At 66.1% G+C, this 12,974-nt stretch carries 8 protein-coding genes; 3 read left to right on the top strand and 5 right to left on the bottom strand.

Translation table 11 applies throughout. The features are described from left to right. Positions 1–52 precede the first annotated feature (52 nt). Positions 53–5,503: a retention module-containing protein gene (locus tag HIR79_RS11605; RefSeq protein WP_169958481.1), complete on the top strand. Its 5,451-nt coding sequence runs from the start codon at positions 53–55 to the stop codon at positions 5,501–5,503. A 135-nt stretch (positions 5,504–5,638) separates the two neighbouring features. After that, positions 5,639–5,977 (top strand): tryptophan synthase subunit beta like protein, encoded by a 339-nt coding sequence (locus HIR79_RS11600; protein ID WP_169958480.1) that lies wholly within the window; start codon positions 5,639–5,641, stop codon positions 5,975–5,977. Positions 5,978–6,215: 238 nt separating this feature from the next. On the opposite strand, the gene HIR79_RS11595 is transcribed toward HIR79_RS11600, so the two are convergent. The 5 genes from HIR79_RS11595 to HIR79_RS11575 all read right to left on the bottom strand — a co-directional run bounded on the left by HIR79_RS11595 (position 6,216) and on the right by HIR79_RS11575 (position 12,297). Continuing rightward, positions 6,216–8,132, bottom strand: coding sequence for a bifunctional diguanylate cyclase/phosphodiesterase (locus HIR79_RS11595; protein ID WP_169958479.1), 1,917 nt, complete (start codon positions 8,130–8,132; stop codon positions 6,216–6,218). Between the two features lie 32 nt (positions 8,133–8,164). After that, complete coding sequence (locus HIR79_RS11590) at positions 8,165–8,872, bottom strand: transglutaminase-like cysteine peptidase (protein WP_169958478.1); 708 nt, start codon at positions 8,870–8,872, stop codon at positions 8,165–8,167. Between the two features lie 100 nt (positions 8,873–8,972). Next, positions 8,973–10,169: a cation diffusion facilitator family transporter gene (locus tag HIR79_RS11585; RefSeq protein ID WP_110070386.1), complete on the bottom strand. Its 1,197-nt coding sequence runs from the start codon at positions 10,167–10,169 to the stop codon at positions 8,973–8,975. A 24-nt stretch (positions 10,170–10,193) separates the two neighbouring features. Further along, a complete protein-coding gene (locus tag HIR79_RS11580; protein ID WP_110070385.1) occupies positions 10,194–11,366 on the bottom strand; it encodes a 1-acyl-sn-glycerol-3-phosphate acyltransferase in 1,173 nt (390 codons plus the stop codon). 4 nt (positions 11,367–11,370) lie between these two features. After that, positions 11,371–12,297, bottom strand: coding sequence for a recombination-associated protein RdgC (locus tag HIR79_RS11575; RefSeq protein WP_169958477.1), 927 nt, complete (start codon positions 12,295–12,297; stop codon positions 11,371–11,373). Positions 12,298–12,463: 166 nt separating this feature from the next. On the opposite strand from HIR79_RS11575, the gene HIR79_RS11570 reads away from it, so the two are divergent. Beyond that, a complete protein-coding gene (locus tag HIR79_RS11570; RefSeq protein WP_169958476.1) occupies positions 12,464–12,895 on the top strand; it encodes an acyl-CoA thioesterase in 432 nt (143 codons plus the stop codon). The last annotated feature ends 79 nt before the right edge of the window (positions 12,896–12,974 follow it).

The following is a 12,974-nucleotide window of genomic DNA, read 5'->3' as shown; positions in this document are numbered from 1 at the left end:
CTGCGCCGTCTCGTGGCCATAACACCAAGATCATCATGCAGGGAGTCTTACCATGACCATCGCAACCGTCATCTCCATCACCGGTCAGGCCTGGGCGCGGGACGCCGATGGCAACCTGCGCGAACTCCGCGTGGGTGACACCCTGCAGGAGGGCGAGACCCTCGTGACCGCCGACAACGCCAGGGTCCAGCTCGACTTCGGCGACGGCCTTGACCCGACCCTGATCGATGGCGGCCAGCAGGTCGCCATGACCCCGGAGCTAGACTCGAACCAGCCGACTGAGGCCTCCGAGTTCAGCGCCCTGGATGAGGACCTCGAGGCCCTGCTTGCTGCCATCGACGATGGCGATGGCGACCTGCTCGACGCGCTCGATGCAACCGCGGCCGGCGCCGGCCCCGGCGGTGGCGCCGACGGTGGCCACAGCTTCGTGATGCTGGGGCGTATCGCCGAAGGGGTTGATCCGCTTGCCTTCAACTTTGCGGGCGGCCAGGTGGCCGGAATCGACTTCCCGGAGGATGTGGCACTGATCGAGGCCGCCGAAGAGGAGCCCATCGAGGAGCCCATCGAGGAGCCCATCGAGGAGCCCATCGACGGTACGCCCGAAGCCGGCGCATCGGCCGCCGAGCTCTTCGATGCCCAGCTCCTGCAGGAGGGCGGCTCCGTCTTCACCGGCACCTTGGCGTTCGATTTCGGTCCCGACGGGGCCGGCAGCATCGGTTTCGCTGGCATGGGTGGCACCACCGGCCAGGTCGGCACCGAGACGGTCACCTACAGCTGGGATGCCGCCACCAATACCCTCACCGCCACCGGCCCGCGTGGTGAGCTCTTCAGCCTGGTAGTGAACCCGACCACCGGCGCATACACCCTGACCCTCCTCGACAACGTGCTGCACGCCGAGGGCACCGATGAAGCGGGCATCGAGCTGACCTTCACCGTGATCGACGGCAATGGTACGCCGGTCGATGGCACCCTGGCGGTGGCGTTTTTTGATGACGTGCCCGAGGCCCGGGATGTCAATGGAGGGATGCTGGTTGAAGATGGGGCATTGACGGTTCTCAGTGGAAACGTGCTGGACAACGACACAGGTGGCGCAGACGGTGTTGCCAGTCTGATCTGGAACGTCACTGACGAGCAGCGTGCCGAGCTCGAGCAGTACGGCACCCTGGTGCTCAACGCCGACGGCAGCTGGAGCTTCACGCTCGACAACAGCCTGGCCGCGGTGCAGGCGCTGGGTGACGACGACAGCCTCGACTTCACGCTCGGCTACACCATCACCGACGCCGATGGCGACACCAGCTCGGCCAGCCTCAGCTTGACCATCCAGGGCGTGGATGACAGCGCCCAGGTGATCGTCAACGCCCAGGGCGCCGACAGCGTGGTCGACGAGGCCGGCTTGCCGGGCGGCACCCAGGAAGACACGGACATCGACCGTGCCGAGGGCAGCTTCCAGGTCTCGGCCACCGACACCATTGCCAGCGTCACGGTGGGGGGTGCGACCTTCAGCTTGGCTCAACTGCAGGCGTTCAGCAGCGCGTCGCCCTCCGCGGGCATCGACACCGTCAAGGGCACGCTCTACCTGACCGGCTACAGCAGCACGGACGGCAACCAGAGCGCCACCATCAGCTACCTGTACGTGCTGGATGCAGCCCAGGCCCACGGTGAGCCGGGCACGGCCACCGATGCGGTGCTGGTCGACAGCGTCGACCTGGCGGTCACCGGTCTGGGTGGCAGCAGCGCCACCGGCACCCTGACCATCGACGTGCTGGACGATGCGCCGGAAGCCGTGGACGTCATCGGAGGCACTGTCACCGAGGACGCCGCCGAAAATGTGCTCAGCGGCAACGTGCTCGATAACGACACCTTTGGAGCCGATGGCCCGAACGAGGGCACCGAGACGGTGACCTGGAACGTTACTGACGAGCAGCGTGCCGAGCTCGAGCAGTACGGCACCCTGGTGCTCAACGCCGACGGCAGCTGGAGCTTCACGCTCGACAACAGCCTGGCCGCGGTGCAGGCGCTGGGTGACGACGACAGCCTCGACTTCACGCTCGGCTACACCATCACCGACGCCGATGGCGACACCAGCTCGGCCAGCCTCAGCCTGACCATCCAGGGCGTGGATGACAGCGCCCAGGTGATCGTCAACGCCCAGGGCGCCGACAGCGTGGTCGACGAGGCTGGCTTGCCGGGCGGCACTCAGGAAGACACGGACATCGACCGCGCCGAGGGCAGCTTCCAGGTCTCGGCCACCGACACCATTGCCAGCGTCACGGTGGGGGGTGCGACCTTCAGCTTGGCTCAACTGCAGGCGTTCAGCAGCGCGTCGCCCTCCGCGGGCATCGACACCGTCAAGGGCACGCTCTACCTGACCGGCTACAGCAGCACGGACGGCAACCAGAGCGCCACCATCAGCTACCTGTACGTGCTGGATGCAGCCCAGGCCCACGGTGAGCCGGGCACGGCCACCGATGCGGTGCTGGTCGACAGCGTCGACCTGGCGGTCACCGGTCTGGGTGGCAGCAGCGCCACCGGCACCCTGACCATCGACGTGCTGGACGATGCGCCGGAAGCCGTGGACGTCATCGGAGGCACTGTCACCGAGGACGCCGCCGAAAATGTGCTCAGCGGCAACGTGCTCGATAACGACACCTTTGGAGCCGATGGCCCGAACGAGGGCACCGAGACGGTGACCTGGAACGTTACTGACGAGCAGCGTGCCGAGCTCGAGCAGTACGGCACCCTGGTGCTCAACGCCGACGGCAGCTGGAGCTTCACGCTCGACAACAGCCTGGCCGCGGTGCAGGCGCTGGGTGACGACGACAGCCTCGACTTCACGCTCGGCTACACCATCACCGACGCCGATGGCGACACCAGCTCGGCCAGCCTCAGCCTGACCATCCAGGGCGTGGATGACAGCGCCCAGGTGATCGTCAACGCCCAGGGCGCCGACAGCGTGGTCGACGAGGCTGGCTTGCCGGGCGGCACTCAGGAAGACACGGACATCGACCGCGCCGAGGGCAGCTTCCAGGTCTCGGCCACCGACACCATTGCCAGCGTCACGGTGGGGGGTGCGACCTTCAGCTTGGCTCAACTGCAGGCGTTCAGCAGCGCGTCGCCCTCCGCGGGCATCGACACCGTCAAGGGCACGCTCTACCTGACCGGCTACAGCAGCACGGACGGCAACCAGAGCGCCACCATCAGCTACCTGTACGTGCTGGATGCAGCCCAGGCCCACGGTGAGCCGGGCACGGCCACCGATGCGGTGCTGGTCGACAGCGTCGACCTGGCGGTCACCGGTCTGGGTGGCAGCAGCGCCACCGGCACCCTGACCATCGACGTGCTGGACGATGCGCCGGAAGCCGTGGACGTCATCGGAGGCACTGTCACCGAGGACGCCGCCGAAAATGTGCTCAGCGGCAACGTGCTCGATAACGACACCTTTGGAGCCGATGGCCCGAACGAGGGCACCGAGACGGTGACCTGGAACGTTACTGACGAGCAGCGTGCCGAGCTCGAGCAGTACGGCACCCTGGTGCTCAACGCCGACGGCAGCTGGAGCTTCACGCTCGACAACAGCCTGGCCGCGGTGCAGGCGCTGGGTGACGACGACAGCCTCGACTTCACGCTCGGCTACACCATCACCGACGCCGATGGCGACACCAGCTCGGCCAGCCTCAGCCTGACCATCCAGGGCGTGGATGACAGCGCCCAGGTGATCGTCAACGCCCAGGGCGCCGACAGCGTGGTCGACGAGGCTGGCCTGCCGGGCGGCACCCAGGAAGACACGGACATCGACCGTGCCGAGGGCAGCTTCCAGGTCTCGGCCACCGACACCATTGCCAGCGTCACGGTGGGGGGTGCGACCTTCAGCTTGGCGCAACTGCAGGCGTTCAGCAGCGCGTCGCCCTCCGCGGGCATCGACACCGTCAAGGGCACGCTCTACCTGACCGGCTACAGCAGCACGGACGGCAACCAGAGCGCCACCATCAGCTACCTGTACGTGCTGGATGCAGCCCAGGCCCACGGTGAGCCGGGCACGGCCACCGATGCGGTGCTGGTCGACAGCGTCGACCTGGCGGTCACCGGTCTGGGTGGCAGCAGCGCCACCGGCACCCTGACCATCGACGTGCTGGACGATGCGCCTATCCTCGATATCCGGGACGGAATCTTCCAGAACACTGCCAATACAGTGCTTGTTGGCACTCTCGCTGAAATGGGAGCAGATGGTGGCGGCCAGGTTAAACTTACAGGTATAAATATTGGTTTTTCCGGAAGTGATACTAATACACTGACTTCTGGTGGCATTCCATTATTTTATTCAGGGATTGGAACGAGCACAGTTATTGCTACTGCTGGAGAGGGTGGTGCTGAGGTATTTACCATGCAAGCGAATATTGATGGTAGTTATATCTTTACTCAACACGCTCCAATCGACTTGTCCAAGTTGGACGTTGACACTGTGGCGAGGGGTGGTGCCGGCGGACCAAAGCCAGCTTACTATATATATGAAGATGGTACATTTGGTTCTGATCCTGCCAAAAATTGGTTGTTGGAAATTACTGCGATAGGGGGTGGGACAGAAATTAATGCCCAGAACAACCAATTTGGTGTTGACAATCCAAACTTTGGTGATGGTGAGTCTGTTCGTCTGAACTTTGATAATGAAGGAGCTAGCGGTTCAGTTGATGAGGTGTATGTTGCCGAGGTTGGGTTTAGAAATTTCAGCAGTGGCACTGTTAATTATCAAATTTTCTATGTTGGTGGCGCGTCAAAAAGTGGTGCTATTTTAGCGGGGGATTTAAATGGTGATGGTTTCTATTCATTCCCTGCTTCGGAGAATGGATCTCTGGTTGATAAAATAGAATTGACTTATGTTGGGTCTGTTTCGAATATGGGTATTAAGGCCATCAATACTTTTATTTTAGATGACATCGGTGTTGCGGACATCAAGTTTGAATTTGAGGCTGTAGATGGAGATGGAGATGAAATTTCAGGATCTGTTGTCTTGACGGCGCAGAATTCAAGCCAAATTTCTGGCAGCTCCGAAAATGAGGCTTTGGCAGGAGGGGCTGGAAATAATGAGATAGTAGGCGGTGCGGGCAATGACATCCTCATCGGTGGTGCCGGTGACGACGAACTGACCGGCGGCGGTGGCAACAACGTCTTCGTCTGGCACCTGGGTGACCAGGGCAGCGATGGCAGCGTGGCTACCGACACCGTCACCGACTTTACTCTTGATGGTGACGGGGCCGATAAGTTGGTGCTCTCGGACCTGCTGCAGGGAATGGAGTCCAGTGACGACCTTTCTAGCTATATGCATGCAGTGGAAGGTGGTGGCAATACCATCCTGCATATCAGCTCGGCGGGCGAGTTGGCCGTCGATGAAGGATCTATCAGCGGCGCTGATCAGGTCATCATCCTGAATAACGTGGACATGGGTGATATGAGCTCTTCGGAGTTCCTGAACACTCTTATTGCCAACGGTCAGCTTGATATCGAGTAACTCTTAGCCCACCCCAACCAGGCGCCCGGCATTGCCGGGCGCTTCCTTTCCACCCTGTGGCATCACGACATCCATGCTGCGCGCCGTGCTGAACTGGCCTAGCATGGTCGGTAGAGCCTGCTAGAGAGAGCCTTCATGTACATCAAGCGTGCCGACGATGGTCGCATCGAACTGGTCAGCCGTGAGGCGACCCCGGATTGTCGGGAGTTTCTGGCGGCGGATTCGCCGGAGCTGCTGGCCTTCCTGAGCGAGGGGGAGGTCAAGTCGGGGCAGGCGCACTTTCAGGCCTCGGATCTGGCCTTCGTGCGGGTGCTGGAGGACGTGATCGAACTGCTGATGGACAAGGGAGTAATCAGCTTTACCGAGCTGCCCGAGGCGGCCCAGCAGAAGGTGATGGAGCGTCAGACGCTGCGTCGGCGGCTGAGCGGCCTGAGCCTGGTCGGCAGCGACGATGAGGAGGGAGGGGTGATCTGAGGAGGGGGGCTATCCGTTTGGGCGCCTTCGGCGCCATTCGCCGGGCAAAGCCCAGCTCCCACCAGTAGCCCCAAGTCTCCAAAGCTCTCAAGTTGCCATTCAGTGTTATCCAACCCTCTGGCTCCCATGGAGTGACTTTCATCACTCTCATGGCTGGCTCCTGGGGCTGAGAATAGTCAAGCTCTCGACAGCGCCTCACATCCGATGTGAGGCGCTGTCGTTTTTGCGTGCCTTGCCGTCAGGCGGGCTTGTCGTGCTGCCGGACGCCGGGGCCGGTGACGCCGTCCATGCCCAGTTCGTAGAGCAGCTCGCCCTCCTGCAGGCTGTCGACGCCCTCGGCGATGGCGAGGATGCCGATGGAGTGGCACAGCGTCGCCATGCCGCGCAGGATGGTCTGCTGCTCGGGGCTGCGGTCGACCCCCTTGACCAGCGAGGCGTCGATCTTGAGGTAGCTGAGCCCCAGGTCCTGCAGGTCCGAGATGCGCCGGAACTCGCGCCCGACGTGCTCGAGGCCGACCTTGCAGCCGAAGGGCTGCAGCTCTCGGCACAGGCTGCGGAAGCTCTCCAGGTCATGGATGACCATGGATTCCGGGACTTCCAGCCAGAGCTTTTCGGCGGAGTCGCGCTGTGATTGGAGCAGGTTGCGCAGGTCCAGCACGAAGCGGGCGTTGCGCACCGAGGCGGGGGAGAGATTGATGCCGAGCGGCTTGCCGTGGCGGGCGATCTCCTTGATGGTCTCGCGTGCCACGGCCATGTCCAGGGCGGTGTCCAGCTCCAGGCGCGAGATCCAGGGCATGAAGACGCCGGCGGGGCGCCACTCGCCCTTCAGGCGCAGCCGCGAAGGGCACTCCAGGTGGAGCAGCTTGCCGTTGGCGTCCAGCACCGGGAAGCGGCCCAGGTAGACGCCGGCCTGCAGGGCCTCCTGCAGCGCCTTTCGCCAGTCGGCGTGGCTGTTGAAGAGCGGCAGGCGCTGGGGGCCCTCGGCGATCAGCTGCGCGAGGTCGCCGCGGTTCTCGGCGGTGGCGAGCGCCCCGTCGAGGCTTGCCAGCAGGGACGCGGGCCGATCCTCCTGGGAGTAGGCGATCAGGGCGGAGGGCAGACCAAGCTTGATGCGCTCCTCCTGCTGCTGAAGCGGCTGAAGGCGCTGGGTAAGCTCCTGCCCGAAGGCTTGAAGATCGACCGCGCCGGGCAGCAGCAGGGCGAAGTCCCCGCCGCCCAGGCGCCCGGCGATACCGCCACCGCGCAGCGTGCCGAGCTGTTCCAGTGTTTGGCCGAGTGACCTGAGCAGGTCGTCGGTGTCGGCGTGGCCCAGCTGTTCGCTGACCTCGCCGAGCCGTGCCAGACGCACCAGGGCGAGGCTGCCGCTGGCCCGGGCACCGCTGCTCTCCATCATGACCTTGAGCTGGCCGAGGAAGGCCTCGCGATTGAGCACGCCGGTGACGGTGTCATGCTGCAGGCGCTGCCTGAGCACGTCGAGCCGTTCGCTCTCGCGGCCCAGCATGTCGCGCACGGAGCCTGAGAGCTGGTTCATGGCCTGCACCACCTCCTTGAGCTCGCGGGTGCGCGGCTCGGGGGAGGTGGTGAAGCGGCGGTTGCCGATGTCGCGGGCCTGGGCGACCACGGCCCGCAGCGGGCGGCGGATGGTGCGCACGATCCAGGCGGCCAGCGCCAGGCTGATGGTACCGGCCAGGGCGAACCAGCCGAACAGTTCCAGGGTGCTGCGCCACAGCGACTGGTAGGCGAAGCTGTGGTGGGTAGCGACGGTCAGGGTGCCGTACTGGCGCCAGCCGTCCTGGACCACGGCCCGGCCGGGAGGTACGTCGAAGCGCACCAGGTCGACGAACCAGCCCGGCGCGCCCTCGACCGTCTCGCCCCCCTGGCGCAGGTCGATCACCTGCCCCTCGGGGTCGCGCAGCTCGATCAGGCGGTAGTGGCCGGTGTCGAACTGGGCCGCGATCAGCAGGCCGATGGTCACCGGGTCCTTGTCGAGCTGGCTCAGGGTCAGCGCCAGGGCGTTGGCGTTGTCGGCGTTCTTGATCTGCACTTCCTGCTGCATGTAGTGGCGGCTGCTGGTCACACCGATGAACAGGCTGCCGCCAAAGGCCAGCAACAGCAGTACCACGATGGTCAGCCAGAGCTGCTTGATAAGCGACATGTCGTTGTGCTCCCCACGGGTCTTTGCCCGACTCAGATGAATCCCTGCTCGCGCATGCGATCGATCACGTTGCGCCAGCGCGACAGGCGCGCCAGCGGGTCGGCCCGCGACTCCGTGCCGCCGCCGGCCCAGAGTCCCTGGCTGTTGAAGCTGAACAGCGGGTCGAGGTCGGTGCGCTGGGCGGCCGGCGTGATCGAGGGCACCAGATTGTCCAGGATCAGCGGCTCCGCCGCCGGCGTCTCGTACCAGCCCAGCACCATGTGGGCCTGGGTGATCTGGCTGCGGCCGATCCGCGCCCGTACATAGATCATGCGCAGCTGGTCGCCCGGTACCCCGAGCTGCTTCAGGGTGACGTACTTGGCGATGGAGTAGTCCTCGCAGTCGCCCTGGCCGCGCCCCATGGTCTCCAGCGGCGTGGCCCAGAAATCCTCGCGGCCCCAGTTGTCGATGTCATCGACCCAGCGCACCCGGCGGTTGAAGAAGTCATTGACCTCGCGCAGCTGGGTCTGGAGGGGGACGCCGCGCAGGCGCTCGAGCAGCGAGAACCAGGCCTCCAGGGCGTTGAGCCCCTGCTGGCCATAGAGGCGCTGCATGCTCTGGCGCAGCCGCGAGGGGTCGAGGCTCGCCGTGGCCGGGCCCGGACGCAGCCCCAGCCCGGTCGCCAGCAGCAGGGCACCGAGCCCCGCCACGAAGCGGCGACGGCCCGGCGACTGCAGGGGGCGCGGGGAGGAGGGTGGCATGGCGGGGCTCGGATAGATCGGCGTTTGCTGAAGTCTAGGCGCAGGCGAGGCCTAATGCGAGTGCCCTATTGGGCTCATACCCTGACGCAGGGCGTCGCGCTCACCCCTTGCCGGGGCCCTGCCAGACCCGCAGCCGGCCGATCCAGCCGAGCTCGCGGCAGGCGGCGCGCAGCTCGTCGGCGGCCTGCTCCAGGCTCTGGTCCTCCGGCAGGGCGTTGATGAAGATCGAGACATCCACCTGGTTGTCCAGATAGTGCAGGTCCAGGGCGACCCTTGCGTGCCAGACGCGCACGTGGCGCCAGGTCTCGTCGAGCATGCCCTCCACGTCGCCGCGTAGCGGTAGGCCGGGGCGCAGGCTGTGCTCGGTCTCGCCGGCATCGTCCTCCGGGTCGATGTGGAAGGTGACGTCGGCCAGTACCGGGAAGGCCTCGCGCAGGCGTCGGGTCACGGCGTTGCCGATCTCGTGGGCCTCGGAGACGGTGACCCGCGGTGGTACCACGATATGCAGGTCGAGCAGCGCCTGGCTGCCCAGGGTGCGGGTGCGCAGGTCGTGGACGCCGCGCACGCCCGGCACCTGCTCGGCCACCGCCTGCATCTCCTGGCGCTCCTTCTCGGGCAGGGCGGTGTCGATCAGCTCCTGGCTCGACTCCCACAGCAGCCGGCCGCCCACCTGGCCGACCATCACGCCGACGATGACCGCGGCCACCGCATCCATCCAGCCAGCGCCGAACTGGGCCGCGATCAGCCCCACCAGCACCACCACGGTAGAGAGTGCATCGGAGCGCGAGTGCCAGGCGTTGGCCTCGAGCAGCCGCGAGTTGACGCGCTTGGCGACGCGCATGGTGTAGCGGTAGATCCACTCCTTGGCCCCCAGGGCGATCACCGCGATGCCGATGGCCCAGAGGCCCGGGGCGGGAATCGGCTCGCCGGCGACCAGGCGGGTCACGCTGGCCCAGGCGATGCCGCCGGCCACGAAGATCAGCACGCTGCCCAGCCACAGGGTGGCCAGGGTCTCGATGCGGCCGTGGCCATAGGGGTGGTTGCTGTCCGGCTCCTGGCGGCCGAAGTGGGTGGCGCCCAGCACGAAGACATCGGTGAGGATGTCCGAGAAGGAGTGGATGCCGTCGGCCACCAGGGCCGCCGAGCCCACCATGAAGCCGGTGACCATCTTGGCCACACCCACCACGAAATCGATCACCGCGCCGATCAGGGTGACCTTGTGGGCCTCGCGGGTCTGGGCGCCGCGGTCGGGAGGCACGGCATGGTGATGGTGGTGATGGCCGTGGGCGTGTGCCATGGCGTCCTCGCGGTCAGGGGGCGGTCAGGGAGAGATGAGTCCGGCCTTGTTGCGTACCGGGTTGGCGTACTGCGCCAGCCACCAGCTGCGCAGCTCGGCGGGGACCTGCTGCAGGCGGGCCTGGAAGCGGGCGCGGTCGGCGTCGCTGATGGCCGCGTGGTCGATCAGCTCCGGGGCGTCGCCCAGCGCCTCCAGGGCCAGGTAGTGGCTGGGGTAGAGATGGTAGCCCGCCAGCACCTGGCGGTCTATCTCCGCGGCCACGGCCTCGGGGCTTGCGAAGTCATCGGAGAGCGGCGTGCCGACGCAGAGCCGCACCCGGCCCTTGTGGCCGGTGATTCCGGCGACGATGGACTGGATGTCCTCGAACTGGCCCTTCTCATAGTTGCCGCTGGTGTGCAGGGCGTGGAGTTCGCGGGCCTTCTGCACGTCGCAGGGGTCGTACTCGTAGCTGATCGAGACCGGCACCAGGCGCAGCTCGGCGACCGCCTCGCCGATGGAGACGCCGCGCTGCTCGGCTCGCCGAGCCATGGTGATCATCTTGATGATCGCGGGGTCGGTGCGGTCGATGCCGTCCTTGGCGCGCCCCTCGCGCTGCGCCATCCAGATGGAGTGGTTGTCCACCGTGATGGAGTGGCGGATATAGGCGGAGAGCTGCTGGTAGGCGGCCAGCATGGCGCGCTTGCCGCGGGCGCTGCGCGGCACGATGAAGCTCTTGTTGAGCCGCATCAGGTCGGTGACATAGGGCTTCTTGAGCAGGTTGTCGCCGATGGCGATGCGCACCGTGTCACGCCCGGCCAGGTAGAGCGCATAGTTGACGAAGGCCGGATCCAGGGAGATGTCGCGGTGGTTGCCGATGAACAGGTAGGCGGTGTCGTTATCCAGGGCGTCGAGCCCCTCGACCTGGAAGTCATCGGTGGTGGTGCGGATCATGCGCTCCATGTAGGAGGCGATGCGCATCTGGAAGTCGTTGACGCTGGTCACGCCGCGCACCTCGCGGCGAATGGCCAGGCTCGCCAGGGTGCTGGAGAGGCGCGGCATGACGCGCGACAGCCGCGGCAGCCGGAAGCGGGTCAGGGCGGTGAGCAGCTCCGGGTCGTAGGCGAGGCGGGCGAGGACCTCGGCCACCTCGTCGTCACGGTAGGGGCGAATCTCGGCCCAGGGATCGGCGGGCGAGGTGTCGGGGCGTTGGTCGGTCATGGCGTCACACTTCACGGTTCGCGGTGCTCGCCTCGCCGCCCAGCCAGGCGATCAGGCGTTCGATGTTCTCGCCCAGGGCCTGGGCCATCAGCAGGAAGTCGGTCTCGAGGCGCACCAGGGCATCGTCGCCGTCATCGGCGGCGTTGGCCTCGTCGATCAGGGCGTCACCGAAGCGCAGCGACTTCAGCGCCAGGTCGTCGTGCAGCACGAAGCTGACTCGGCCCTCGATCTCGAGGGCCAGCTTGCTGGCCTGGCGGCCGCCCTCCAGCAGCTGCTGGATCTCGTCGCTGTCCAGTTCGACCTGGCGAGCGCGCAGCACGCCGTCGTCGCCCTTGGCCTTGAGCTCCACCTGGTCGCCCAGCACCAGGTCGGCGGGGCGCGAGGCGGGGTCGGTCAGCCACTGGGTCATGGCGCGCATGGGCAGGGTCTGGCTAGCCAGCGGGGTCACCTTGAGGCTGCCCAGGGTCTCGCGCAGCAGGTCGAGCAGCTCCTCGGCGCGGGTACGCGAGCTGGCATTGATGCCGATCAGCCCGCGGCGAGTGTCCCACCACAGGTCGATCTTCTGGCTGCGCACGAAGGCCCGCGGCAGCAGCTCCTCGACCACCTGTTCCTTGAGAGCGATCTTCTCCTGGCGGCGCAGCTTGCGCCCCTCCCGGGCCTCGACCTCGGCGGCACGCTCCTCGGTCTCCTCACGCACCACGCCGGCGGGCAGCAGCCGCTCCTGGCGCAGGGCGCTGAGCAGGCGCTGGCCCTGCAGCTCGTGCAGGCGTGCGGTGCCCGCGCGGCCGGCCGGGGCGGTCCAGCCCAGTCGGCGAGGATCCTGGCCGCCCAGCGGCCTGGCGGCGTGCTCGGCGAGGGCCTCCTCGAGGGTGGCGGCATCCAGCGTCGGCGCATCGTGCAGGCGATAAAGGTGCAAGTGCTTGAACCACATGAAGCATTTCCCGGGGTAAAAAGGACGGCCATTATCCCTGAAGGGGGGCGGGGGTGCCAGCGGGTCTCCGGGCGGCGTCCGGCTTGAAACGACTGTTTGAAATTCGCCGGCGGCATTGCCAGAATCGCCGGGCCTGCCATCACGGCCATTATCAAGGAGCAATGCCATGGATTCTCGTGTCTCGACCACCCGCCTGAGGGTGCGCGGCTATCACCTGGACGGCTACGGCCATGTCAACAACGCCCGCTACCTGGAGTTCCTGGAGGAGGGGCGCTGGGGCTACTTCGACGATCGACCGGGCCTCGCCCGGCGCCTGATGGGGGGCGAGCTCGCCTTCGTGGCGGTGAACCTCAATATCGACTACCGCCAGGCGGCGGTGGCGGGGGACGACCTGGAGATTCTCACGCGCCTCTCGGCCGTCGGCGGGCGCAGCGCGAAGATGAGTCAGGAGATCCGCCGGGTGCGCGACGGCGTCCTGGTGAGTGCGGCGATCTTGACCTTTGTGCTGCTCGACGTGGCGGCCAACCAGGCGGTGCCCATCGAGGGCGAGATTCGCGAGCTGCTCGAGCCCCTGGTGATGGAGCAGCCCCTCGCATAGCCGGCTGCCTTTGCTCTGCCCGCGGTGGTATGATGTAGCGCTATCATGGCGCCCGCGGCAACGCCGGCGAGGGCGGCCA

The sequence above is a fragment of the Halomonas sp. PGE1 genome (genome assembly GCF_013000985.1).
Taxonomy (GTDB): Bacteria; Pseudomonadota; Gammaproteobacteria; order Pseudomonadales; family Halomonadaceae; genus Halomonas; species Halomonas alkalicola.
Note: the sequence above shows the minus strand (reverse complement) of the source record. Positions and strands in the feature narration are given on the sequence as shown.

Coding starts and splice junctions, on each gene's coding strand:
- HIR79_RS11605 (WP_169958481.1), top strand. CDS start 53: ATGACCATCGCAACCGTCATCTCCATCACCGGTCAGGCCTGGGCGCGG.
- HIR79_RS11600 (WP_169958480.1), top strand. CDS start 5,639: ATGTACATCAAGCGTGCCGACGATGGTCGCATCGAACTGGTCAGCCGT.
- HIR79_RS11595 (WP_169958479.1), bottom strand. CDS start 8,132: ATGTCGCTTATCAAGCAGCTCTGGCTGACCATCGTGGTACTGCTGTTG.
- HIR79_RS11590 (WP_169958478.1), bottom strand. CDS start 8,872: ATGCCACCCTCCTCCCCGCGCCCCCTGCAGTCGCCGGGCCGTCGCCGC.
- HIR79_RS11585 (WP_110070386.1), bottom strand. CDS start 10,169: ATGGCACACGCCCACGGCCATCACCACCATCACCATGCCGTGCCTCCC.
- HIR79_RS11580 (WP_110070385.1), bottom strand. CDS start 11,366: ATGACCGACCAACGCCCCGACACCTCGCCCGCCGATCCCTGGGCCGAG.
- HIR79_RS11575 (WP_169958477.1), bottom strand. CDS start 12,297: ATGTGGTTCAAGCACTTGCACCTTTATCGCCTGCACGATGCGCCGACG.
- HIR79_RS11570 (WP_169958476.1), top strand. CDS start 12,464: ATGGATTCTCGTGTCTCGACCACCCGCCTGAGGGTGCGCGGCTATCAC.